This window comes from Psychrobacter sp. PL15, assembly GCF_035984995.1.
Taxonomy (GTDB): Bacteria; Pseudomonadota; Gammaproteobacteria; order Pseudomonadales; family Moraxellaceae; genus Psychrobacter.
Genome location: NZ_JAXCIB010000010.1, coordinates 48,784 through 75,586 on the forward strand (window position 1 = coordinate 48,784; position 26,803 = coordinate 75,586).

The following is a 26,803-nucleotide window of genomic DNA, read 5'->3' on the forward strand; positions in this document are numbered from 1 at the left end:
TTATTTTTACATAAAAAGCCCCGCTCTAACTTTGATGTTTGAGCGGGGCTTTTTGCTATCTAACATTTTATGGGCAGCTTACAATCCTATCAGTAAGAATATGCGAGAACTTTTAGGCCTTGGAGGGTTTCAATGCAGCACTGATATCAGCCAATAAAGGCGGAATATCGTGTTTGTCCGCGATCACCTCTAGCATGACCATTTTATCTGTAGTGGCTGCTGCCTTTAGCAGAGCGGCTTTTAACTCGCCCGCTGTTTCCACCTTAAGCAGTAGAGTATTGTCCTCATTACCACCAAATGCTTGCGGCATCAGTTGCCAATTACACTTAGGGATGTCGTTATAACGTTGGTTTTCACCATGAATGGCGCGCTCAACGGTATAGCCATCATTGTTAATCAGCACAATAACTGGATTAATACGCTCTTGAATCATGACGGCTATCTCTTGAATAGTCAGTAAGGCTGAACCGTCGCCAATCAGTAGCACACTACGCTTATCTGGAGAGGCAATAGCGCCGCCTAGACTCGCAGGCAAGGTATAACCGATTGAGCCCCACATGGGTTGTCCGTAGCAAGTCACGCCTTCTGGTAAACGGACATCGCTAATACCGAAATAAGCGGTGCCTTGTTCCGCAAATACCAGATTATTATGGTCTAGGCGATCAGCAATAATATGCCATAAGTCATCTTGACGGATAGGCTCGTCATCCTTACCCTTTTGCTGATGCGGCTCTATCTTTTTACATAACGGCTTTGGCACAATATTAATCCCAGAAGTCATTACTTCATGCAGCGCTTGCAAGGCATCTTTCAGCGCGATTGGCGCAAAGTTCCGACCACTGATAGTCGCGCGCTCGTAATGCAAATCAACCACGACCTCTTCATTAATGTCTTGGCTAAAGCCAGCAGTAGTGGTATCGGTATATTGCACCCCAATCTTAATCAAACATTCACAGTTCTCAACTGCATCTTTGACCACTGGACGTGACGCCACGCCAGCATAAGTGCCTGCCCAACGTTCACTATGTTCATCCAGCAAGGTCTTGCCCCACGATAACGTCGTATAGGGGATCTCAGTGTCGGCTATTAAAGCCTTAAGCTGGTTTTGTAGTCCCAGACGATGCACCATTAAATCGGCCATCAAGGTCGTGGTCTTATTCGGTAAAAACTCTATCAGCGCCTGCTTAAAGTCGACTAAGGCCGCTTGACTGGTAATATCCTCTGTACTATCAATGAGCTTAGTTGTCGGCGGATAAATGGGCAGACGCGCTACATCGGGTGATAGCATCAGATAGCCTGGACGGTGTTTTTTAAGCACCATACGAATCACTCGATCTATCTCAGAGGCCGCATTTTCAGAAGTGATTTGCGCACGCGCCACAGTCACTGGCTCTACCATCTTGATAAAGTGATTGAACACGCCGTCACCAAGCGAGTGATGGATCCGGCGCTTGCTCGCCTGTTGCGCCATAGCAGGTGCCCCAACCACATGCAATACCGGGGCATATTCAGCATAAGAGCCAGCAGTAGCGTTAATTGCAGACAGCTCCCCTACGCCAAAAGTCGTCACCATCGCAGCAAAACCGCGCTCACGCGCATAACCGTCTGCAGCGTAGCCTGCGTTCAGCTCGTTGGTATTGCCTACCCAGCGTAGCTTATCAGAAGCAATGATGTTATCTAAAAATGTTAAGTTAAAATCACCAGGCACACCAAATACTTCAGTCGCGCCCGCCTCAGCGATACGCTCAAATAAATAATCAGCGATAGTGTATTCTTGGCTCATATTGCTTATCCTTAAGGCTTATTGTTATAAATAGTCATCGTTATAACTGTGATGGGGAGTCATTATAAAAGAGTATTTCAGCTTACTTATTAGATTCAAAGCTTTTGGAATACCTATTATAACAATCTGTTATATCATACATTCATAGCAGGATGACATGCCTATTTTGCTAAATTTTAGTTTTTTGCATAGTGGCTGTTGACAGGTCATAAAAACTGCGTATAATACGCCATCATCATCTAGACGATAGTTACTTGCTAATTATAACTATTTGATAATTCAGCGGGAATAGCTCAGTGGTAGAGCATAACCTTGCCAAGGTTGGGGTCGAGAGTTCGAATCTCTTTTCCCGCTCCAAATATGGCTCGTCAAGAGCAAAAAGCCTCACTTCTTACTATAAGAAGTGAGGCTTTTTTTTGTCTTAATTTTGGGGGTTATAGCGGTTTTATACAAACGAACCCAATCTAAAATTTCACCTATTAAGAATAGTGATGCAAAAAAATTCCATTCTCGCTACTTTTTCTTCTCATTTAACACTTTTGAAATTATTCATAGCGTGATCAAAACGCGACGAACTTATCAAGCATAAACGAATAGATAAGGAATACCGTTGTGAAGATCACTAATTATAATTATAAAAGACTATTTGCTGAATTTAAGCCTAATAGCACTATTAGTAGAGATGCTAGTGCTATTGCCAATACGCTAATTTGTAAGCTCTACATTCAGCCTGGCTCAGATCTAGCACGCTTTTTAGGCATTAAGACTTGCTTTTATAATTATATGACACTGCAGGTATGCATACAAAAGCAACTGAATACTCAAAACCGCTAACTTGTGAAAGATACGAGCAACAAGCTCCAAAGTGAGCTTCATAAACGATTACCGCAACCTGGTTGTTACTATTAACGGAAGCATGTTGTGTGTGTAAAGCTGCAACTCAATATGACGCATAACGCGCGCGGTATAAGAATATGTAAGGATTACTGAGCATACGATAGTCAAGGTAGCTTTATTAAACACGTACAGGCGCTTTGCAAACAGTATGAGATTAATGCTCAATTACTAATTAAAACGAGCCCTCAGTGTTATGCCTACTTGAACGATTTACTATGTAAGTGCTGCGTCTATATTGGTCCGATTGAGTTACCTGCAGATATTTCTTATATAAGTTCAAAACACAGTTAGTTTTGTGCAGTATGTGAAAATGCTTTGTGGCGGATATATAAAGAAAATAAAAGCTTCGACTCTAACTCTTACGTCCTATAAAGCACTTTAACCACATGCCAGCCAAATTTGGTTTTCACTAAATGCGGGGTGAAGAGTTCGCCGCTGAAGCAGACTTTATCAAATGCTGGTACCATTTGGCCTTGTTTAAACTCACCTAAATTGCCGCCTTTTTTACCTGATGGGCAGGTTGAGTGTTTCTTAGCCAACACATCAAACTGGGCACCTTTTTTAAGCTTGGCAATAATGTCCTCAGCCACTTCTTTGTGTTTTACTAAAATGTGTAATGCGCTAGCTGTACGAGCCATAATGTAAACCCTTCATAAAATATCGATTATCGCGGCATTATATCACTACTTACTTTTGCTGCTAACCTAATTTGTATGCTCTACTTCATCAAAAGTCATTATCTACACAGGCGATATTCTTTGGATGAGGATTGGCACCTGTCGAGGGTCGCTGCCCCTACATCATAGGCTTAATAAGGCTGAAGTAATTCATTACTTCACAGAGAGCCACCTCGGTATTGTCGGAAACTTAACATCCTGAGAGAGTACGACAACCTTCTTTGACAAATGATAAACAGCTTGTTATGATAAAAAAACATCGTGGGTTTAAGGCTACTTCCAGCGCGATGAAAAACAAAGACTGGTAAAACGCACAACTCCTTTTCGCTCTGTAAGGTGACTGTGTCGTTTCAATTTGGCACAGACAGAGCAATAGGAGATTTCTTTATGACTACTTCTAGTCAATTGATTCCAAACTTTATACTTCTCAATTATTCTACTCATACTCGGCTACTGAGTCTTATGAGACTTTTTCGTTATTCCGCTTTTTTCAATAAGCCCTCTTTCAAAAACTCCTCCAGTAAGCTTAATAAATCTTTATCAGTCTCAGTCACTGATAGTCCAAGCTACACTAAGAATATGGCTTACCTTGGTTTTATTACTGTGCCCAACGACTCTTAAGTTTGACGTATAGCAATAACACCAGCTAAGAATTTGAATGTATTCACCTCATTTAACGATTATTAAAAGGTAACCTTATGACAGCATATAGCGATAAAACCAACCAAGATGACAACACTACTCGTAATCAAGATACGGGCGTTGAAGACTGGATGACGGAGATATGGGACTGGATGGATAACCATAATATGTATGGTAGCCTTGACAGCACTGTTCCTCGTGACCCTGAAGCATTACGTCTGCTCGAAAGACTTGATTTAGGGTATGGAAAATCTACTAGTTATAGCTATATTGATAATAAATCAGTATTACAAAGCGAAAGTGAGTCCACTGAGCCGTTACCAACTGCTATCGGCAATTTAAAAAACCTAAAATACCTGAGATTAAGAGGTTTTAACGAGCTACCAAAGGAAATTGCTCAACTAGATAACCTAGAGACGCTAGTTTATATGAAGTGCGCTTTCACTGAATTCCCAAAGGTACTATGTAAACTAAAAAATCTTAAATCGCTCAATATCTTTTCAAAAAGCTTAAAGAGATTTCCTGATGAACTCGGCAATCTATCATCGCTTACCAGTTTTGATATGAGGGGAACGCAGGTTCAACACTTACCATACTCTATTGGTAGTCTAAGCAAGCTCAGAAGCATTGAGCTGTATGCTAATGAAGATTTGAAGGCTTTGCCTGATAGTATCGGAAATTTAACAAACCTTACAAAATTAGAAGTACGTGCTTCTGATTTCAAAACCCTGCCAAGTTCTATAGGCAATCTAAATCGATTAAAAAGCCTTGTACTCTATCAAAATGGTCTGCAAAGTTTGCCCAATAACATTACCAACCTGAAAGCATTGGAACAACTCGATGTTAATGAGAATCTTCCATCGGGTGCATCAGAAACTGTCAATCAATTTTTGGATAGTGTTGGTGGTAAGGCGACTTAGATAATGCTGTATGTGAATACTGCGGTTATGCTTATCCGCTTAAAGTATTGGCAGCTATCTCTTATATGTGCGCAAAAGATGGTTGGTTATGCGCAATATGTGAGTACACTTTGTGACGGACAGATAAAGAAAACAAATTAGTATTAACCGTCAAAAAAGTCAGATAGCTTAAGTTGTCTGGCTTTTCTATTTATCAAATATCTTCTCTTAAACACAGTCCAATTTAATGATGCCACAACAGTATAAACCTAACTATGTAGTTAATACTGAGCCTCTAACGTAGCTCTAATAGTTCTGTTATAAACTACTCTAAAAGAGAGAAATAAACATTGGATGCAGCACAGAACGATTTTTTCTAAACCTTGGTCTTTCCAATGCGGAGCTGTTGACTTATAAACATATCGATACACAGATTTTAGAGGCTTTATTTTTGAAAAACCTACTTAATAAATCGACTGAATCAACTCTTGTTTAAGATCCACTTCTGGTTTTAACATATCATCAGCTAAACTACGTTTGCTTGATAATAGCTTGTCCAATTTAATCTCAAAAGTATCAAAATCATCTGCTGCAATAGATGGGTAATAAACAAAAACCTCTTTATCTTGCCCAATTCGATAGGCTCTATCAGTTGCTTGGTCTTCCTTAGCTGGGTTCCAACTACGTGTATAATGAATCACATGATTCGCTTTTTGGATATTCACCCCAAAGCCCACTGCCACCGTAGATAATATAATCACGTTGAAACCATCCATTTCTTGGAACTTATCAATAATACCTTGTCGAGTTAAGCCTACTCTACTGTTAGTGTTGGAATCCCCGTTTACTGTAGTAACGTTTAATCCAAATCGCTCAAGGAGAAGGCGTTTTAAGAACACTTGAATAGCCCTGAACTCAGTAAAAATGATAACCTTCTCATCTTTTTGTTTTATACTCTCTAAAGTCTTTATTAACCATTCGGCTTTAGGTGAATCTTTAATAGTCGCTTGTTCTTGCAAATTCAGGGGATGAGCACAAATCATTCGCATATCATGTAGTGCTTTTAACATAACGCCTTTGTGGCCTTGCTCAGATAAACTTCTATAATCATTTGATACTTGTTTATATAGTGTGCGTTGCAACGTTGATATTTTAATATTTTTACAATCATTAATTTCGTGTTTTGCTGGCAACTCAGCGACATCATGCTTCATACGTCTTAATACTTGTGGCTCAATCAATTGACGAAGGTAATCTATTATCGCATTGTCTTCATCGTCTTTCTTTTCAATAGGACGTCGATACTCTTTATTAAATTCACTAAGCGAACCCATTAGATTTTCTTGAATGAAATCAAATAAGCACCATAGATCAACAAGTGAGTTTTCTACAGGCGTGCCTGTACAAGCGATTTTAAAGTCTGCTTTTTGAGCTTTAGCAGCTTTAGTAACCATTGCAGTGGGCACCTTTATTTTTTGTGCTTCATCGCATATCATCACACTCCAATCTACCCTTCCTAAAGAAAACTCAAGGTCTCGCATTGTTTCATAAGTAGTCAATACGATATCTGCACCACCTAACCAATTTTCTTCAAGTAGATTCGTTATTCCATAATCATTTCTTAATTGAGAAGATATTAAGTGCTTCGGTATTTTTCGCTGTTTTAAGTTATCTCCATACAAGCTTAGAACCTTGCCAAATTTTGCGCTAAAAAACCTATTGATTTCAGCCTCCCAGTTCTCCAATAAAGAAACTGGCGCTACGACTAATGCAGGCTTTTTATCTTCTGTAGTTTCTAAGTATTCACCAATAAAACAAAGTAACTGCAAAGTTTTCCCTAATCCCATATCATCCGCTAACAAGCAGCCGCTTATCTGAATTGGCGCATACTGATATAGGTTTTGTAGCCAAGCGATACCGTACTCTTGATGCTTTTTTAGACTAAATTCTTGGCTTCTAAAACTTGATGGCAACCTGGCCTGAGGGCGATTACTTTCATCGAAAGTCAGAGTCTCAGATCGCTTTTTAGTAAAGTCTGCCTCATCGATATTATTAGCAATCAATAAGGTAGATTTTTTCTTTGTTTCATCAGCTTCTGGCTGCTCTTGCTCTACGTCGTTTTCAGCTGAGTCTCCACTCTTTGAATCACGCAGTTCATCAAGTAATTTTTTTGCATCATCTAATGGAATAGAGGCGTTGCTGTCCGGATGTAGAACAAAGCTCTCCCCTTCTGCCTCTGCATGCTGGATACGTTGCTCAAGTAGTTCAGTAGTGGCATCATTATTATCAGAAGTAAATTGAGATAAGTCGGCTGACTCATCTATAAGATTCTGTGGTAACCATTCGGATTCACCACTATCTTTTTGAATTGCTTCAGAGCTCAGTTTTTCAGCTTCACCAATCCCTATCACTCTATCGCTGTAGTTGCTTAAATCTAGCACTGTTTTAGCTTGCAACTCATCATCATACTGTTGAATTTTTTCTAGATCACTTTTCAGCTCTTCTACTTGATTTTCTAAGTAGTTGGTTCTATCTATACTGTAACCTGCCCATAGGAACACAGGTGATGATCGCTCATAAGTAGCAATAAAGTGTTGGGCTTGCGCTAGATTTGAAAGCTCTAAAAGAACAGGGTCTTGTGCTCTACTTGAGTTTTCATGCAACGTTAACTGAGCGGAACTAAAATGCGATGCTTCATCATAGGCTTTATCTACTAGCAAACGGTAGCTATAGATTTCTGCCTCTTCTTTTGATTGCTCGAAGCCCTCTGGAGATATAACCTCTATCGCATCCTCCCCTAACTGAGCAAAAGGATTATGTAAAAAAGTCTGTGCACGCTCACCAGTTATCCGACGATTTGGCATCTTCTTAATTTCATTTAGTACACTTTTAACTTGCGGCTCGATGATAACGTGTGCCAAACCACCTTCTGGTAAGCTGATTGTATATTCATCTTGCACTTCATTATACTTATCAAAAGTTTGTAGCCAATTTGAGGGCGAGTCTTTAAAATCAGGCTGCACCTCTACCACTGACTCTGAACTAACTAAGTTTTTACGAAGATTAAGTTGGAGCTCATCTGGGGCCAGTACGATTGTTTTACGTAGGAACTCATCTAAGTTCGCTTCACTTTTATTTGCTAAACCACGTATTTGCGCCCAATATTTTTGATTTGTTGATTTATCTTTATCCGTAATACGAGAGAACTCTTTAATTTTCTCTAATAACTTCCAAGCGCTTTCATTCAATAAATAGTCTTTACTAGCAAGACTAATGATTGCGCCTGTTCGTTTGACTGAGCCTTTAAACTTAACCTTATTTTTATCACACCAACCATCCAAAATAATTTGAAAATCAGAATCACTTATACTATTTTCACTACGGATGACTGGGTATAAATTATTTGATAACGGTAAGTTAAGTAAATTAATGACATCACTGTGATCAGGATCTTGTTTAATCTGAAAAAGCTCTTCCCATGGTAAGATATAGTCATCATCTGACTGATAGGCAACCTCCTCATCAGATAAACTCTCCCAATAGAAATCTGCATCAGTTTTAGCCACAGCTGTATAGCAGTGCTTTAAGCCCATGTCATCATATTGCAGCGGTAAAGGATCAATACCCTCTACTGAATTTTCAGTACTCGAAGGCTCAGTACTCTTATTTTTCTTCCAAAATGCTAGTTTCATTAAAGATACTCTATAATTTTAATCTGGAAATATTCCTAAACCTTGTAATCTTCGATCGAAAGACTTTTCCCAAACACTCTGATGAGACAAGTAAAACTCAGCTCGGGAAGTCGATTTCAAACTGGTAATATCAACCTTATGTGTTTTTTCCTGAAATGAAGAATATGGTATTTGGCGATAAAAATAAGTTGCATTATTCATTTCAGAGAACTCTACTATATAAAACCCACCTATTTTAATCATAAAGGCATTTGCAGCATTGCTTTTACCAGCAATCCTTTTAAACCTTCCCAAATTATTTTTTTTAAACTCTGCTTGTTGTGCTGTTGGATAAAGCATTGCCTGATCATTTAAGAATATTTCTGAGAGCGTTACTTGCTTAAGAAACCTCATCCAGTAATTAAATCTTCGAATATCGGCGCCACCACTAAAAACGGTAAAAAAGCTTTCTAAATCTGCTCTTACAAACCACTGAACCACCATTTTTCTAGTATCTGAACCGACATTCCGCCAACCTGCTGATGAGTCGTATTGCGGGTTACCCCATTGCGTCAAACAAACACTCTTTAAAGCTTCGTGCACAAGTGTGCGTTTTGAAGTAGAAGCATAACGTTCAAGTAAAGCCGTTAAAATAGCTGTAGTATAAATTGGATTCTTTTCGAGGAGAAGTAAGAAACGCGGTATCACCTTAAAGTAGTCATCTTCCTTCATTGTCTTGACTGACTTGATAGATGAGCTTACCAAGCTATCCCAAAACCAGCTATTAGGGGCAATGCTTAAGCTTTCTAACTGACTACTCACTCTGCTGTCATCGCTATTGTGTAAAAAGTCACGAATAAATCTTTTGGAAGGATCTAGCGAGAGCACTTCAGGATGATCAGTTAACGTGGTAAGCCATTTTTTAGGCCTGAGAGTGGCTTGAAATAACGTAGAGCGATTAGTACTTAAGATGTTTCTGAGCTGAACCCAGTTGTTGGGCCGTTTATTTATCTCATCTTGTTCTACTGCAAAATAACTATAAAGTAGAGGGAAATAAACAACCTTTAGCAGCTCAGGATCCATTTTATTAAATTGTTCAATGAGCTCGCTACCTTTGAAAGTGAACAGTATTTTGTCCTCATAACTTAGCAACTTCTTACTGAGTGACCAAGCTAGGTTCTTCCAATCGCGTTTTGTGAGATAGTCTTTACCCTGCTTTTCTAATTTTAAAATTGAGTTAACAATTTTTTCTTCGATAGGCTGAATACTCTCCATATCATCAAACTTACGTTCAATGAGCTCTAATGTCTTAATTAACTTGTTCGGTTTGACAAATTTATTATGTATTTGGGCAGGCTCAGAGAAATTATCGACACTCTGATTTAACCTTTGCTTTAAAATAGCGATACTCATCACATTCACCTTGCCAGCTGACAGGTTTCAATAGGGGCAGAGACGAAAATCGGCTGCGCCTCAGCATTATCTTTTTCTTTTAAACCATAAAACTGCATCCTTAGTTCTACACGACGTGAAGCTTCTTTACTGTCTTTTGCCGCATTGAATGAGACGCCACCAGCCAAAAATAGCTGTTTGATTTGATTTTTTTGCGCGTCAGTTAAGGTAATTTCTTGATTGAATGTAGGATCCAATAAGCTACACATCACCCACTCCGAACGGCGTAGACTCAAATTCAAGTTATATAAATATGATCCATCGGTATCTGTAAAGCCCTCAATCACAATCTGTTTAAACCATTTTTTGCCGTTTTCACTATTGGCAGCTTCCAAGACAACAGGGACCAAAGCACTTAAAGCCTTTATACCCTCTGAATTTAAGCGGTAATCATTGTACCCAAAACGGCCTGCTTCACCAAAATTTATACGGTTCTCTTTACAGTCTACGGTGATGAGCTGATTCTTTAAAGTAGGGTCGTCTTTAATACTAGTACAAATATCTAAGACCTCTGAACTCCGCTCTTTCTCCGCTTGTGTTGCTTCGTTAATTTTCTTAGTAACCACCATTAATGATACTGCCATCACGACTAAAAACAGTGTCATGAGAGCTGTCATTAAGTCAGCAAATGAGATCCAAAAAGGCTTTTCACCCTCATCCTTTGAACGAGGCTTCTTAGCGTACCTATTACCAATCATTATCGATACACTCCCGAATTAGCGTCTATTTTTTTGCGTAAGGTCTTCAAGGTCTTCAACCACATTTCCTAGACCCTCAACACCGGTTGCAAGGCGTTTAACGGCTTGATCAAGTGTGTTGTCAAAAGACACTAACGAATGATTTAGACTACTTTCAACGGAAGTACCAAAGCTATCAAAACTCTTCACTAGAACATCACTAACCTCTGCTAAATATTCTTGCATTTCCATCTTGACTTGGTTTAGAGCTGTCGTCATATTCTTCATATCATTAAGCATTTGACTACTCATGCTAGCTTCAGACTTTGACTGCTGAATGAGACTTTCTAGTGTTTCAATTGCAAGATTAACGCTGTTTTGAGAGTTCTTATAATCTCTTATTAACTCAATAAGGTTACTGCTGGCACTGGTCATATTGGTTGACGTCGTATTAACCTGTGCAATGAGCTCTGAGGTTTTACCAGTCACTGTGATTAGTGAGCTGCCAGCCGTCGTAAACTGTTCAGAAGCTATACGCATTTTTTCCGCACCACTATTCATACCAGTGATGCTATCAGTAGTCACTTGAGATAGTTTTTGGATATTTTCTTTATGACTCTGAACCGCATTTTGACTATGAACAATCAACTCTTTAATTTCACTGCCTAAGTTATCAATCAATACAGAGGACTGCTCATGCAATTTTTGTTGATTATCTGATATTTGGCGATCCTGCTCGATACGTTGCTCTGCGACATTTGATAGCAGGTCTGACATTGAAGTACCTAAACCTGATACAAGCTCTGAAACCTTACTGTTTAACTGCTCAACAGCATATAACCCTTGATCACCAATTTTAGCCGAACCCGCAGATAGATTCTCTACCATTTCGTTCATTTGGGTAGACATCTCATTTTGCTTTTGATGAATGTCCTCCATCATTGCCGCCATTTGGGTCTCTAACGTTTTAGTTGAGACTTCACTGTTGGTTTGCATATCAGTAATTAATTGGGAGAAACCTGACTGCATCTCACGCATTGCAGTGACAGACTGAGTCATCATCTCACTCATACCTGTCATTTGACCGCCAAACGTCGTTTCCAGCTTACTCATGAATGCAGTTAGCACATCAGTCATAAGCTCTTGCACAGCCGAACCTTGATCACCGCTGACCTGCTGCACGCTTGAGGCGATTTTATCTAAAGGCTCTTGTAATGTGCTTTTAATAGATTCACCAATCTGAGTTGCCGTTGATGCGCCTACTTGAGCATAAGACTCACTGAGTTGTGAAGCAAAAGCAGCTTGATTTCTTTTATTCTCTTCAATCAAGTTAGTCATCATGGTTTTTAAATCATTAACCAGACTATCTTTAAGCTGTCGAGCATTAGCCTCATTGGCTTGCGATGATTTGAGTAATTTGGCTAAGTATTCCTCACCACTGTCATCGGCAGTAAAGGCATTATCAATGGCGGTATTTAAACGTTGTAATTGCGCATAACACTGTCTAAGCCATGACTTTTCACGCCAAGTAATCAGCATTGCGGTGGTGATAGCCAACGCAGATGCCATAAAGGCTTCTGCAACCCCTGTTAGTAACAAAGCCAGACTGTCTTGAACCTTATCAGGGTCACCCGCAGGGTCGAACGCCCATAATCCCATCAATAGACCTGCGAAAGTCGCAATAATACCAATACCAGTAATCAGACCTGGCAAATGCTTATAAAAATCTACTTTTAATGGAATATCCACAATGATGGATTCCGTGAAAAATACATCACTTGGTACCGTTGCCCGAGAATGAACTATATTAGCTTCACCATCTTCCGTTTCATAAATATCATGAAAGGTCTTTTTATAGTTTTTCCAAGCTTGCTCTAAAGAAGGGTTATCTACAAAATTGGCGTCCAACGAGTCTTTATCAACATTAGATCCTTCATTAAGCTTGTCGATATCATTAACTAATTGTGACAGCTTATTACTCAGTGATTTAGCTGGTCTTGTATAAAACCACCAAAATATAATACCGATAACCAAAACAAAAATAAGCATTGATAATGGCAAAACAAAGAACTTTTGCGAAAGTTGCGCTAAACCTAACAAATCCATCAATACCACCTATATGCATCAAAGAAAAGATTGAAAGTTTTACTATTCGACCTGCTATATCCAGATTAGAGTTAGCTCAATCCCATGGTAAATATTTACATCGAAAAATATCTATGACAGCAGTCCATATCCATAATTACAATCTGTAACTTACAAAGAGAGAATAGTAACATAAACAAATGATTGACAGCTAATACCTAGGAAATAATAGACAGTTTTGAGAGTTCGTAGCTATGATAGATATAATGAAATAGACCATCTTCAAGAGTATTTATCAAAGCTCACTACCTTACAGTCCTGACTTGAATCCTATCAAAAAGAAGTAGCCTTAGCATATTCATTGGCATTGATTTGATAATAATTAAGCCTGTTATTAATGACCGTCATAAGATTAATGTTTTGGGGGTTGTTAGTTTACTGATTACTTTTAGTTGTTTGGGCGGCGTCCAGACAAGGTCGTTATTTTCAATTGCCATCTGATATGCCCACTGACTTACTCGTTCAGAGGTGTCTTGATTACTCACGAAGCCTTTATCAGGGCGCTAACCATAATATCTATTATGACTAGAAATGATTACTACCGTTAAAGCCTAGTTCACGAAACCTAAGAAACGGTAGTTTTACTGGCGATATATTTTTCAAATATCGTTCATGCTATCCATGTATATCATGGTATCAAACAAATTTACTTTTTTTAGCGGCTCAGCACTGCCAACCTTTGAGCCATGCTGAGCAAAACGTAGACTCAACTTTGATAAAGTTAAACAAAACCTAGAGTACCAGATTAGGTGGTTCTAATTCTTAATGATAGTATTAGTAGTCCAGTCAGGCTGTAAAAGTCTGAAAAATGATAGGGAAATCGATCAAAAAAGGAGAGGGACATAATGCTATTAGACAATCCGTTTTATACGCAGGAAGTACAAGGAAGGTATGACTTATACTCGATAGGACCATTCGAGCTTGAGGAAGGAACTGTTATTCCCGATCTAGAGCTTGCAGTTGCAACTTACGGGTCTTTGAACGTGGATAAAAGCAATGCTATTCTCATTCCAACCTGGTTCGCTGGGACGCACAGTGTTTGGGAGCAGGCTTATATTGGTCATGGCTGTGCTTTAGATCCAGAAAAGTACTTTATTATCGTGGTCAACCAAATCGGTAACGGTCTCTCAACGTCGCCTCACAACACTCAAGATAAGCTTATTGCTATGTCTCGCTTTCCAAAAGTGCGTATCAGTGACGACGTTCGTGCGCAGGAAAAACTACTACGAGAAGTTTTTGATATTGATAAGCTAGCGTTAGTTGTTGGTGGTTCAATGGGGGCACAGCAAACTTGGGAATGGGCTGTTCGATTCCCTGAGCGGGTACTGAGGGCAGCCCCTATTGCTAGTACTGCTCAAAATACGCCACACGACTTCATTTTTGCGCAGACATTGATGGATGCTATTACTAGCGACCCTGGTTTTGCTGATGGTGAGTATAGCTCACATACTGAAGTATCGGATGGGCTAGAGCGTCACGCTGACCTTTGGGCAGTGATGGGTCTTTCGACTGACTTCTGGAAAACAGAATATTGGCGTAGCATTCAACCTCTAATTGAGGGACAAGGTTATAATTCTTTTGAAGAATTTCAAGAAGGGTTTTTGCGTACTATATTTCGAATGATGGATCCCAATGCTCTTTTGACAATGGCTTGGAAGTGGCAACGTGGTGATGTTGCTCGGAATACTGATGGTGATCTTAAAGCAGCACTGGGTCGTATTACCGCAAAAACCTTCGTAATGCCGATAGACCATGATATGTTTTTCCCAACAGCGGATTGTGCAGCTGAGCAAGCATTGACTCCAAATAGTGAATTAAGAGAGTTGCATACTGTCACTGGACATTTAGGCTTATTTGGCTTTGATCAAAGCTACCTTAATGAATTGGATCAACATCTAGCTGAACTACTGAGTATAAAAGTATAAAAGAAAATGTCTTATCAGCTAAAGCCAGATAATATTTCTATTGTCTGGCTTTTTAAGTTTTTATCAAATGATCGTATGCGTCTAGCTTTTCTTCTCTGTAATCGGTCTATTATGAAACCTTACAGAATTTTGAAGGTCTTGGTTATCATTAATGCCTTCAGCAAGGTCTTCAGCATTTTTATAATCATGGATAATACAATCTAGTTGTTCGGGGATACGGTTAAGTATGCAACATATATTAAGGAAATGATTAGTTCCACGGGATACTTAACGCATAGTCTGATTTTATTGGCGTGGGCTGGGTTTTTAATCAAGTTTTTAGTTAAACGTTAGAACTTGGTAAGTGTCATAGTATACGGAAATTCTATTTAAAGAATTTCCCTTGCAAAGTTATGAGCTGGGAAAAAATAAAGATCTGGGAGACCTTTATCCTAGTGCAAGAGAAAATTTATAATTTTCTAGCAGTACAATTTTTTAACGCTTCTCATAACTTAAGCAAATTGCCCTTGACCCACTTGATGATAAGCACGGTTAAAATAAACCAGACTGTCCTCTTGTCCGCCCTGCTGTTCAGAATGCTTGATGGCGACAACACGACACATAAAAATACTATGCGTGCCAACTTCCTGAACGTGTTCAATCTCACAATCAAAACTCACCAACGCATCTTCTAGAACAGGAGCGCCTGTTGCTAATTCAGTCCAAGATCCGTGTTTAAAACGCTCTTCTGAATCTAATTTCGATGCAAATGCATTGGATATAGGTTCATGCTGTGCGCCTAGCACATTGACACTTAAAATTTTATTGTCGATAAAGTGGGCATGTGATCGAGCTGTATGATTCATACAGACCAGCAAGGTTGGCGGTGTGTCTGTGACGCTGCAGACCGCAGATGCCGTAAACCCATGAGCACCAGAGGTGCCTTGTGTGGTGACCACATTGACCGCGGTCGTTAACAAAGACATTGCATTTCTAAAGTCAGTTGCTTCAATCATATCTTTAATCATTGCTGCAATCCTAAATTTGATTATCGTTTGTTTCTAGATGAAGCTAGGGCGACTTGATGGTCTAATCAAATGTGTTCAATCAAACCGAACGCAGTAACCGGTCACATCTCTTGAGATCGGTAAGTGCATTGATAAGTGCTAGGCAGTCAATTCTTTACGAACGATTTGGGCGCCTGCACTTAAAGCATTCAGCTTACCACGTGCAACTTGACGAGACAAAGGTGCCATGCCACAGTTGGTCGAAGGATAGAGCTTGTCAGCATCAACGAATTGCAGTGCTTTGCGTAGTGTATTTGCCACTTCTTCAGGGGTCTCGATATCATTGGTTGCCACATCAATGGCACCGACCATTACTTTTTTACCGCGAATCAATTCAAGCAAATCCATGGGCACCCGTGAGTTTTGACATTCGAGTGAGATGATATCAATCTTAGATTGTTGCAGTTTAGGAAACGCTTTTTCATATTGGCGCCACTCTGAACCCAGTGACTTTTTCCAATCGGTGTTGGCCTTGATGCCATAGCCGTAGCAAATATGGACCGCCGTTTCACATTTTAGACCTTCGATGGCACGCTCTAAAGTGGCAATACCCCAGTCGTTCACGTCATCAAAGAACACATTAAAGGCCGGTTCATCGAATTGGATAATATTAACACCAGCCGCTTCTAGTTCTCTCGCTTCTTGATTGAGTATGATAGCAAATTCCCAAGCCAATTTTTCACGGCTTTTATAATGACCATCATATAGCGTATCAATCATCGTCATCGGGCCTGGCAGTGCCCATTTGATAGGCTGTTTGGTTTGCTGACGTAAAAAGGTAGCATCTTCAACAAACACAGGCTTTTGACGGCTCACCGCACCAACCACTGACGGCACACTCGCATCATAGCGGTCGCGAATTTTTACGGTCTTGCGTTTCTCAAAATCTACACCATCAAGATGTTCAATAAAGGTGGTCACAAAATGCTGACGGGTCTGCTCGCCATCACTAACAATATCAAGCCCTGCATGCACTTGTTCCTGCAATGACAAGCGTAGAGCATCTTGTTTGCCTTCAATCAATTGCTCGCCTTCTAATCTCCAAGGTGACCAAATGGTCTCCGGCTCTGCCAGCCAAGAAGGTTTCGGTAAGCTGCCAGCAGTTGATGTCGGTAATAATGTTGGTTTCAGTAATGGTGTCGGTAATAATGTTGTCATGTTGATTCATCTTTTATATTTTGGTTTTATGTTTTATTTTTATATTGAGGACAGTTAGGCGGCGTGTTTTTTGACAGTGTAGTTTGCAGCCCATTCCTCAAGAATGGCTTGGTAGGGCTTGATAAACTGTTCTTCAGTAAATTTACCTTGAGTCACCGCCATCTGACCGCGCTCGGCACGATCATACACAATTTGAGTCAGTGAATAATCTTGGTACTTCAAGCTGGGTTGATACACTTGACCTGCTGTAGAATTGGCATTGTAAATTTCAGGGCGATAGATTTTTTGGAAAGTTTCCATAGTACTAATAGCACTGATCAGCTCAAGATCAGTGTAATCACTCAGCAAATCGCCCGCAAAATAAAACGCTAAAGGCGCAGCACTATTTGCGGCCATGAAGTAACGAACGGTTAAGCCCATTTTGTGGAAATAGTCATCGGTTAACGAATAGTCATCTTGTTTGTATTCAACCCCTAAGATAGGATGTTGATTGGTGGTACGATGATAGGTTTTACTGGTTGAAACACTGATACAAATCACTGGTTTTTTATTAAAGTTGGCTTTGTATGCGTCTGAGTTCAATAAGTATTGAAACAATTTACCATGTAAATCACCAAAATGCTCTGGCGTTGGTGATGCTAAGTTTTTATTGCTATGTTCTGATAGTAATATGCTAAAGTCATAATCGCGCACATAAGACGAGAAACTGTTGCCAATCATACCGTCAATACGGGTATTATATTTATGGTCAACAATCGTTGTTTTCAACGTCTCAATTACCGGGAACGTATTACCATTGCCTTCAATGTCCATACCTGCAGAAATGATGTCCACTTCGACAGAATAACGGTCTGCTGTCGGGTTGTCCCAATGCGCCAACGCGTTAAAACGATTATTTATCATTCTTAAGGTTTTGCGTAAGTTTTCTTGACGGTGTTCGCCACGAGCCAAATTTGCAAAGTTAGTCGTAAGACGTGTGCTGTCTGCAGGATGATAGTTTTCATCAAAACGAATGCGCTTAATTGAACAGGTAAATTCTTTACTCATGGTGATCTGCTACCCTAATTATCCGAGATAAAACCAAATTTCTGTATGTGATAAATCATACCTGAACCAATACATGAATAAAAACGACTTAACTTAAATTAAAGATGAATAAAATTCATGTTAGTAATTTTATGATGTGAAAGCAGATTGGATAGCGGCAATTTTGACGACTTACTTAATAAACCATTAAACCTATAACAAACCAAAACCTATAACAAGTCAAAGCGACCAAGGCTAATTATGAGTACTTATATACTGGACACAGAAACGACAGGACTAATTGAACCGCACATGACGGAAGCGGCCTACTCTATTGTTGCGATAAACGGTGGCAAGGTAGCTGTCTTGCAGGATCCGAGAGCTAAGCGTTTTAATCCGCTTAAAGAAATTACTTTAGGGTCTATGGCAACATCGCATATATGTGATGAGGATATTGCGGATGCGCCCCCTCATACAGATTTTAAATTACCCAGTAGTGTTGAGTATTTAGTTGGCCACAACATTGATTTTGATGTGCAGGTCCTAAAAAATGCTGGCGTGACTCACACACCTAAGTTGATATGCACTTTTGCAATGGCTACCCATCTTCTGCCGACACTTGATAGCCATAAGTTAGTCGCTCTACTCTATTACTTCCACCGAGATGTCGCGCGTAATCAAGCAAGGAATGCGCATACAGCTATCGCTGATATTTACTTCACTCAGCTGGTGCTTGGTAGTTTGATTGACTTGGCCAATAGTCAAGGTCATGCCATAACTGATGTAGATAGCTTATATGAATTTAGCCAAATGGCACGCATACCTACACATTTGAGTTTTGGTAAACATAAGGGTGTCGCTATTGCAGATCTAGCGACCAATTCTGATGGCGCAGGCTATCTTAAATGGTTGCTCAAACAGGAGAGTGTTGATCCTTATTTAGCTCAAGCTTGCCAGCAAGTATTAGAGTCGGTGTAAATACACTTGTGCAGTCTTTATCACTAAAACACATGATACTGGCTTAGGTATATTGTAGAAGTAACTTAGCGGATCGGAATGACTATTTGAACTGCTCCAACTACATCAGAGACTATTTATTTAAGTGGGGCCGCTCGGCCTAACCAATTAGGATTATTATAATACATCGACTCCGGATTATAAGCCTGATAGTTTTTCGATTGTTTTTTAATGGCTTCTTGAAGCTATAAATTTTTGATGGTTTCTTAACAACCTATACTCCACCCTATCAGCACCTTTATCATTGTATTTAATAATAAGCTAATATCCTCTCATGAGTCCATGATAAGATAAATTATCATCATGCTTATTTCTACCAGTGTTGATATTCAAGTCATAGCGGTTACAAATAAGAGCTTGCCATAATATTGTATGTTTAACAGGCTCTAGTAAATAATCAAATAAAAGAATTAAAATTGTGCTTTTTTTAAGACCGCCAAAATTTTGTTGCAAATAATTTTAGATATACTATTCTAAATTGGCACGACTACTTTTCAGTTAAGTTAATCAGGAGCTCAAGGATGGCTATAGATAACGACGTATTACGTGAACGCATCAGCTTATTAGGGTCATTCCTAGGCGAAGCGATTTCTCGCCAGTCTGGTGAACAAACGGTACATACGATTGAAAAACTGCGCAAAGGTTTTATTCAACAACGCCGTGAGCCTAATGAAGCCCATAAGCAGCAACTCATCGACTTCATAGCCTCTTTAGACAATCAAGCATTAAAGAATGTTATACGCAGCTTTTCTATTTATTTTTTCCTCGCAAATTTAAGTGAAGAAAATTACTTACGTGATCAGCGCCGTGTCCTAAGTATGCAAACAGAACAGAGTTGGGAGGGATCGTTTCGTCGTACGCTACTTGAGTGTCGTGAACGTAAAATTGAGCCGGTTCAAATGCAAGAGCTTATTGATCAGTTAAAATTTACGCCGGTATTTACCGCACATCCCACTGAAGCGCGCCGCCGTACGACCATGAATATCTTACAGAGTCTATTTATTCATAATGATGCCTTAAATAACCTTTCAGAAAACAGTTTCTCTTATGAGCAAGCCAAAGAACAAACCGCGCAAACGATTGATTTATTATGGTCCTCTGATGAAGTACGGACCCGTAAACCTATAGTCTATGATGAGATAAATAATGGTCTGCACTATTTTAACGCCAGTTTATTTGATGCCATTCCGAAGGTCTATCGTAATATTAAAGATGCTATTGTCGAGATTTACCCCGAGTTAATAGATTATCCCTTACCGGCATTTATGAGTTTTGGCTCTTGGATAGGTGGCGATAGAGATGGCAATCCATTTGTGACTTTTGAGACCACAGAACTTGCCGTATTAATGCATGCTGATACTGTGCTACGTCATTATCAAGTACTGCTCAAAAAGTTGCGTCGCCAGCTTATTCATAGCGATACGACGGTTGATGTCGCACCCGAAGTATATGCAAAAATTAAGAGTTATGATGAGCTCGATCAGCGGGTATTTAATTACAATCTCAATGACTATGGCAATGAGCCTTATCGTCGATTACTTTCTTTAATCCTAAATAAAGTCAAAGCTACTAATAATTTTATTCAGAGCAAGGGTAATGATAGCGAGGCTAAAACAGATGCTTATCCCAACCCACAAGCGTTGTTAGCAGACTTACGCATTATCCGTCAAAGTGTGAATACTCATGACACGGCACATGCAGAAGGCTTATTGCTGGATACGATTCGTCTGGTAAAAACCTGTGGCTTTCATTTGGCCGCGCTCGATATTCGCCAAGAGTCGTCTTATCATGGTGACGTCATTGCCGATATTTTTGCCAGCGCTTCTAATTTACCAGATTATCAAACGCTTAATGAAATAGAGCGCCGAGAATGGCTCACGCGCTTGCTTGAAAAGCCCGGTACACCACTCATTTATACCGACAACTTAACCGATAAAACCCGTGAACAGTTGGCCTTGATGAACTCGGTAGCGACCTTGCGTAAACTGGTTGGGCAAGATACTTTTGGTAGTTATGTTATTTCGATGACCAATAACGCCAGTCAAATATTAGAAGTATTGCTATTAATGCGCTTTGCAGGTTTATGTAAAATTAATGATCAAGGTCAATTGTCTGCTGACTTGCCCGTAGCACCCTTGTTTGAAACCATTGAAGACCTTAAAAATATCGACAAGATCTTACCTGCTGTTTTGGACAACCCACTTTATCGCGGCCTGCTACAACACTCGGATAATACGCAAGAAATCATGCTGGGTTATTCAGATTCATCCAAAGATGGCGGTATTATTACCTCTGCATGGCAGCTTTATAGTGCACAGCAGACTATCAATCATATCGCTGAGCAATACGGTATCAAAACCCGCTTGTTTCATGGCCGTGGTGGATCAGTGAGTCGGGGTGGCGGGTCAACCCATAAAGCAATCGCGGCGCAACCAGCGGGTACCTTGCACGGACAGATTAAAGTGACCGAACAAGGCGAAGTGCTTTATGCCAAATATGCCAATACTGATACCGCTGTGTTTGAGCTCACTATGGGCATCACCGGCACCCTTAAAGCCTGCTCCTCAAGATTTGTGATACAACCACCTGAGCTGCCAAGTTATGAAGCGCTGTTTGCTCGTTTAGCTGATGCCGGTGAGCATCGCTATCGCGAACTTACTGACCATACCGAAGGGTTTTATAAGTTCTATTCACAAGCGACCCCAGTGGCAGAAATCTCTTTATTAAATATTGGTTCACGCCCAGCGCATCGTAAAAAAGGCTTACCAAGCAAATCCACCTTACGGGCGATTCCTTGGGTATTTGGCTGGTCGTTAGCCCGCTTCACCCTGCCTGCTTGGTATGGTGTCGGTAGTGCTTTACATAGTGTTAAAGAAGACGAAGAATTGATGAAGGAAATGAATGACTGCTGGCCGTTTTTCAGTGTGTTTATCAGCAACATCGAAATGGCCTTTACCAAATCTGAGATGAGTATTGCTCATGCCTATAGCCAATTGTGTGATGATGAGACGTTACGCGACCAGATTATGACAGCGGTAACCGATGAGCACCAACTGACTTATTCAGGCTTAAACTCTTTGCTTAATCAGCAGTCTTTATTGTCTAGCCAGCAAAATCTTGCTGCTTCCCTACAATGGCGAGATGCTTATTTAGACCCGATTAACTATATACAAATCGAGCTATTAAAACGTGCCAGACAACAAGATATGACAGGCGATGATAAGCATGGTGATCTTGACGTTGAAGATCCATTAATCCGTAGTATCAATGCCTTGGCAGCAGGTCTGCGCAATACGGGTTAATGGCTAAAGCGACGTGCTTATTGAGTAAACATAGTAAACCAATACTGGGTTGATGTTATCGAGCTGCTACTAAGCAGTTCTGATAATATTAGCCCCGTTTTATGTGAGAAGAGAATAAATTATTGTTAATATCACTCCTGTTATAGAATAAGCCTAAAAACAACACTGTGATTGAAACGTGACTGTTGCCTAACTTACTTTCACTTTCCCCAACTGCACAAGAAACTATCTATTTATAGGGTACTCTATATAGTGAACACTTGGTTTTGCTATCAGCAAAATACCTAGTAACCCTCTTTTAACGGCAGCTATTGGCTTGGTATTTGGCCACGCCATCCTCATATTATCCCTATTGTTGTACGACTCAGTCGTCATAACCCTAAATCTTCATCCCCATTTTGGGCCAACCGTGCGGTATCAGCACCTTTTTTTGTTGAATTTTATGAAACACAACCTCGAGGCGGGCACAGACTCTCTGCGGACTCAGTATTTTAGAGTAATCTTAATGGGTATCAGTGCGTTCGTGGTGAATACGACAGAATTTGTCCCTGTGGCGTTGTTGAGTGATATTGCTCAAGACTTTTCTATTACCACGGCAGAGACTGGTTGGATGCTGACGCTTTACGCTTGGATCGTCGCTGCCATGTCATTACCGCTGATGCTGCTGACCGGTAAATTAGAGCGCAAGCGGCTGCTACTGGCAGTTTTCGTGGTGTTTATTGCCAGCCATGTACTGTCGGTTTTTGCCTGGAGCTTTCAGGTATTACTGGTCAGTCGGGTCGGGATTGCTTTATCACATGCAATATTTTGGTCAATTACGGCGGCGATAATATTGCGGGTGGCCCCTGAAGGTAAAAAGGCGCTAGCACTTAGTGTCCTTGCTACGGGTACCTCATTGGCGATGGTGCTGGGGGTTCCTATAGGCCGATTGGTTGGTCAATGGTTTGGCTGGCGAACCACGTTTGGTGGTATTGGGGTGATTGCCTTTGTGGTGTTTGTTCTACAAGCCAAGCTGTTGCCAACCTTACCCAGTATGTTTGAAGGGTCTGCCAAAAAAGTACCAGAACTACTCAAAAACCCATTGTTGGTCTGTCTATATTTGTTCTGCTTTGTGGTCTTTACTGCCCACTACGCTGCCTACTCTTATATCGAACCATATATGCGTCAGGTCGGCTCAATCAGTGAAAACTTGACCACTTTTATATTACTGCTATTCGGCGGTGCTGGACTGATTGGCAGTGTGATATTCAGCCGTTGGGGTGATAAATCCAATACCAAGTTGATGCTGGTATCCACGATACTAATGTTGCTGTCTATGGTCACCCTATTGTTAGCGGTCAAATCAATATGGTCGCTGAGTGTGATTACCTTACTCTGGGGCACTGCGCTCATGCTGCTGGTAATCTGCACCCAAGCCAAAGTCATTATGATCGATGATAAGGCTCAAGACGTGGTGATGTCGATGTTCTCTGGCGTTATTAACTTAGGTATTGGCACCGGTGCCCTGCTTGGAGGCTATGCTGTCACTCATATCTCGCTGTCGAGCGTAGGGTTCATCGGTGCTGCTGTCGCTAGTATGGCACTGCTACTTATAATATTTATGATCCAACGCTTTCCTGCATTACGCTAAGCGTTCAGAACACAGGCTCGTAGTGATTGATTATTACTCATTTGGTTTATCGAATAATGTTTCAATCGGTTTAGTATGAATACTAGAGCTATTGAACATCGATTTATTGCCAGTATCACCTTCAGTCCAGAAGTTAATGTTAAATTGAGCATCGTCACTTAATTCGACACGATGCCAATATTCAGGCGGGCTGACGGCAAACTGTCCTGCTTGAATGACTATGGTTTTCTCAGGATCAGTGGCGGCCTCATTAGCGAATCCATAGAAGGTAACAGTACCTTGCATGACGCAAATTTGACCGAATACGCCTTCGGCAGTGTTGTGATGAGTGAGTAAGGCTTTGGGAACTTTATCTTTGGTAAAAAAGTGAGTCGAACGTTTTATTTTCCAATGGCTCGGGATGATCAAAGGGCTCATGATAACTCCTCGGTTGATAGGGTTCGTTTATTGTGGTCTGGTTTTAAACTAACAGCGTCACCTAGCAAAATAGATATTTTAATGACACGCCTTGATAATAATGCCTGAATGACCCCTATCTATCAATTACATCTTAACAACCATTGTAGTAAAATCCATTACAATTAGCTTGGATGATTAGTTTGGATGATTAGTTTGGATGATTAGTTTGGATGATTAGTTTGGATGATTAGTTTGGATGATTAGCTTGATAATTTATAGTCAATGAAACGTAATATCGATACATAACCTACTCTGCTGGTATAAGTTTTTCTTGCTTGCTGTGCCTACGCAGACAGAGGCTGCAAAAAGCTTATACCCGCAGTACCGTCGCGTTTTTAAGGTATTTTAACGACATATAGCAAATGAGAGGTCTAGCCAGCCCTTCGGATCCATTTACCACGTCTGTTTGATACAGTATCAGTCATCAAAAAAGCCGCATAGTTTTAATAGACTATGCGGCTTTTTTAAGATAACTCTATTTTTTAGATATGGTCAAACAACTATAAAGCGTCTACCAAGAAGACTAGTGTCAACGGCACTTATCGTATATTAAGCCATTCTAACGCCGTAATAGATTCGTAGTTGGTTCACTTTGTCTAATCTAAGCTAATTAGCTAGGCCAGCATACCACCATCAACAATCACACAGGCACCAGTGGTATAACTTGACGCATCAGATACCAAGTACAAGACCGTACCTGCCATTTCATCAGGTTGCGCAACACGCCCTAACGGAATTGATTTAAGCGCAATATTGAGTATTTGGTCATTTTTAGTTAGCGTAGAGGCAAACTTAGTGTCCGTTAGTCCTGGCAGTAAGGCATTGACCCGAATGTTTAAGGGGCCACATTCCTTGGCAAACGACTTGGTCATACTAATGACCGCAGCTTTGGTGATTGAGTAGATACCTTGCATATTGCCAGCGACCACGCCATTCACGGAAGCGGTGTTCAATATGACCCCACCGCCCTGCTCGCGCATCATCTTGCCAGCAGCAGTCGACATAAAGAAATAACCGCGTATATTGACATCTACTGTCTTTTGGAAAGCGGCTAAGTCCGTATCCAATATATGACCAAAGTAAGGATTGGCCGCTGCGTTGTTCACCAAAATATCAATTTGACCAAATTCATTTTTGATGTGCTCGAAGATGGTGGTTATTTGCTCCATTTCTCCCACATGACAAGGGAATGCACTGGCTTTGTCTCCGTCAGCTACGATGCTGTCAGCAACTGCTTGGCAAGCATCTATCTTACGGCTAGAGACAATAACATGAGCGCCTCTTGATGCCAGCAAGCGTGCAATAGATTCCCCAATACCGCGACTGGCGCCAGTGACTAAAGCAATTTTACCCGTTAAATCAAATAGATCTGTCATAGTTATTCCTTATATTTTTGAGCGCTAATTCTTTACTGTTAAAGTTAATGAATCACTTTCTATCATCAATACATAAAATCGATACATAGATAAGTGACAGTCAAAAAACTGCCAATGGATTAAGAAGCTGTTGATTACCAGGCAGCCAAGCGTAGACAGTAGCTCTATGCCAGCAGGTACATCAAGCAAGGCTAACGCCCTAATGATTTAGCCGTTATTTGACTATCAAGCCAACATACCACCGTCAAGAGTAAAGGCCTGACCATTCATAAAGCTGCTCTCGTCACTAGCCAGCCATGCAATCGCGCCTGAAACCTCATCCACAGTCCCTAAACGGCGCAGCGGACTGGCTTTTATAAGCGATTGCTGAGCGCGCTCATCCATATTAGCCATAGTATTGCGTACCATCGGCGTATCAATAAAGCTTGGACATACCGCATTAAAGCGAATATTAACCCGGGCATATTCATGAGCGGCAGATTTGGTAAGTCCCATGACCCCGTGCTTAGCAGCGCTATAAGCGGAAAGCAAGGGTGCTGAACGCAAGCCTGCGATAGAAGCAACATTGATCACATGCCCGCCACCATTAGGTGCCATACAAGTAATAGCTGCTCGCATACAATGCCAGACGCCTTTTAAATTAACAGCGATATTACGGTCAAAGTCATCGTCGCTGAGTTCATGCATGGGTGCAGGCTTGTGATCGATACCGGCATTGTTCACCACCACATCAAGGCCACCCAGCGCTTGCATAGCAAAGGCAAACAGAGCGCGTACTTCATCAGCGCTGGTTACATCCACCTTTTTAAACACGACCGTATGGCCAGCATCCTGCGCTTGTTGTGCGACAGCCCTACCCGACTCTTCAGCCAAATCGCCAATCACTAGCTTAGCACCACGACTCGCTAGTAAAAGTGCACTTGCCGCACCAATTCCTGAAGCACCACCAGTGATTAAAATCCGTTTACCGGCTACATTACTAGCAACCGCTGATGCCAGTTCATTTGTGGTCAGTGTCATA

17 protein-coding genes and 1 tRNA gene are annotated in these 26,803 nt (G+C 40.6%); 6 read left to right on the forward strand and 12 right to left on the reverse strand.

The window, feature by feature from the left end; translation table 11 throughout:
• Positions 1–112 precede the first annotated feature (112 nt).
• Entirely contained in the window at positions 113–1,783 is a 1,671-nt protein-coding gene (locus RCH20_RS09705) for an alpha-keto acid decarboxylase family protein (RefSeq protein ID WP_327193453.1), read from the reverse strand.
• Positions 1,784–2,065: 282 nt separating this feature from the next.
• Between RCH20_RS09705 and RCH20_RS09710 the strand changes: the two genes are divergently transcribed.
• A tRNA-Gly gene (locus RCH20_RS09710) sits at positions 2,066–2,140 on the forward strand.
• 899 nt (positions 2,141–3,039) lie between these two features.
• On the opposite strand, the gene ppiC is transcribed toward RCH20_RS09710, so the two are convergent.
• The gene (gene ppiC, locus RCH20_RS09715) at positions 3,040–3,318 is read right to left on the reverse strand and encodes a peptidylprolyl isomerase PpiC (protein WP_209956960.1); all 279 of its coding nucleotides are present in this window, start codon (positions 3,316–3,318) and stop codon (positions 3,040–3,042) included.
• Positions 3,319–4,055: 737 nt separating this feature from the next.
• Between ppiC and RCH20_RS09720 the strand changes: the two genes are divergently transcribed.
• Positions 4,056–4,919: a leucine-rich repeat domain-containing protein gene (locus RCH20_RS09720; RefSeq protein ID WP_327193454.1), complete on the forward strand. Its 864-nt coding sequence runs from the start codon at positions 4,056–4,058 to the stop codon at positions 4,917–4,919.
• Positions 4,920–5,362: 443 nt separating this feature from the next.
• On the opposite strand, the gene RCH20_RS09725 is transcribed toward RCH20_RS09720, so the two are convergent.
• From RCH20_RS09725 to zorA, 4 genes are read right to left on the reverse strand one after another with little or no spacing between them, the layout of a single operon-like run.
• Positions 5,363–8,590 carry a DEAD/DEAH box helicase gene (locus RCH20_RS09725; RefSeq protein ID WP_327193455.1) on the reverse strand — a complete coding sequence of 1,076 codons (3,228 nt, stop codon included), beginning with the start codon at positions 8,588–8,590 and terminating at the stop codon, positions 5,363–5,365.
• A gap of 18 nt (positions 8,591–8,608) precedes the next feature.
• The gene (locus tag RCH20_RS09730) at positions 8,609–9,982 is read right to left on the reverse strand and encodes an EH signature domain-containing protein (RefSeq protein ID WP_327193456.1); all 1,374 of its coding nucleotides are present in this window, start codon (positions 9,980–9,982) and stop codon (positions 8,609–8,611) included.
• Positions 9,983–9,987: 5 nt separating this feature from the next.
• Positions 9,988–10,719 carry a type I Zorya anti-phage system protein ZorB1 gene (zorB1, locus tag RCH20_RS09735; RefSeq protein ID WP_327193457.1) on the reverse strand — a complete coding sequence of 244 codons (732 nt, stop codon included), beginning with the start codon at positions 10,717–10,719 and terminating at the stop codon, positions 9,988–9,990.
• An 18-nt stretch (positions 10,720–10,737) separates the two neighbouring features.
• Positions 10,738–12,804, reverse strand: a complete 2,067-nt coding sequence (zorA, locus tag RCH20_RS09740; protein WP_327193458.1) for an anti-phage ZorAB system protein ZorA — start codon at positions 12,802–12,804, stop codon at positions 10,738–10,740.
• Positions 12,805–13,688: 884 nt separating this feature from the next.
• Here zorA and RCH20_RS09745 point away from each other — a divergent pair.
• Positions 13,689–14,768 carry an alpha/beta fold hydrolase gene (locus RCH20_RS09745; protein ID WP_327193459.1) on the forward strand — a complete coding sequence of 360 codons (1,080 nt, stop codon included), beginning with the start codon at positions 13,689–13,691 and terminating at the stop codon, positions 14,766–14,768.
• Between the two features lie 491 nt (positions 14,769–15,259).
• On the opposite strand, the gene RCH20_RS09750 is transcribed toward RCH20_RS09745, so the two are convergent.
• The 3 genes from RCH20_RS09750 to RCH20_RS09760 form a co-directional block, all read right to left on the reverse strand.
• A complete protein-coding gene (locus RCH20_RS09750) occupies positions 15,260–15,763 on the reverse strand; it encodes a flavin reductase (RefSeq protein ID WP_209959052.1) in 504 nt (167 codons plus the stop codon).
• Positions 15,764–15,913: 150 nt separating this feature from the next.
• The gene (locus RCH20_RS09755) at positions 15,914–16,972 is read right to left on the reverse strand and encodes a methionine synthase (RefSeq protein ID WP_327193460.1); all 1,059 of its coding nucleotides are present in this window, start codon (positions 16,970–16,972) and stop codon (positions 15,914–15,916) included.
• Positions 16,973–17,026: 54 nt separating this feature from the next.
• Positions 17,027–18,019 carry a DUF1852 domain-containing protein gene (locus RCH20_RS09760; RefSeq protein WP_209956952.1) on the reverse strand — a complete coding sequence of 331 codons (993 nt, stop codon included), beginning with the start codon at positions 18,017–18,019 and terminating at the stop codon, positions 17,027–17,029.
• A 240-nt stretch (positions 18,020–18,259) separates the two neighbouring features.
• On the opposite strand from RCH20_RS09760, the gene RCH20_RS09765 reads away from it, so the two are divergent.
• From RCH20_RS09765 to RCH20_RS09775, 3 genes are all read left to right on the forward strand, one after another.
• Positions 18,260–18,976: a 3'-5' exonuclease gene (locus tag RCH20_RS09765; RefSeq protein WP_327193461.1), complete on the forward strand. Its 717-nt coding sequence runs from the start codon at positions 18,260–18,262 to the stop codon at positions 18,974–18,976.
• Positions 18,977–19,536: 560 nt separating this feature from the next.
• Positions 19,537–22,317: a phosphoenolpyruvate carboxylase gene (gene ppc / locus RCH20_RS09770; RefSeq protein WP_327193462.1), complete on the forward strand. Its 2,781-nt coding sequence runs from the start codon at positions 19,537–19,539 to the stop codon at positions 22,315–22,317.
• 442 nt (positions 22,318–22,759) lie between these two features.
• Entirely contained in the window at positions 22,760–23,947 is a 1,188-nt protein-coding gene (locus RCH20_RS09775) for a sugar transporter (protein WP_327193463.1), read from the forward strand.
• 33 nt (positions 23,948–23,980) lie between these two features.
• On the opposite strand, the gene RCH20_RS09780 is transcribed toward RCH20_RS09775, so the two are convergent.
• The 3 genes from RCH20_RS09780 to RCH20_RS09790 all read right to left on the reverse strand — a co-directional run bounded on the left by RCH20_RS09780 (position 23,981) and on the right by RCH20_RS09790 (position 26,802).
• Positions 23,981–24,364, reverse strand: a complete 384-nt coding sequence (locus RCH20_RS09780; RefSeq protein WP_209956947.1) for a DUF1971 domain-containing protein — start codon at positions 24,362–24,364, stop codon at positions 23,981–23,983.
• A gap of 656 nt (positions 24,365–25,020) precedes the next feature.
• Positions 25,021–25,782 carry an SDR family oxidoreductase gene (locus RCH20_RS09785; RefSeq protein WP_327193464.1) on the reverse strand — a complete coding sequence of 254 codons (762 nt, stop codon included), beginning with the start codon at positions 25,780–25,782 and terminating at the stop codon, positions 25,021–25,023.
• 225 nt (positions 25,783–26,007) lie between these two features.
• Entirely contained in the window at positions 26,008–26,802 is a 795-nt protein-coding gene (locus RCH20_RS09790; protein ID WP_327193465.1) for an SDR family NAD(P)-dependent oxidoreductase, read from the reverse strand.
• Position 26,803: the final 1 nt, after the last annotated feature.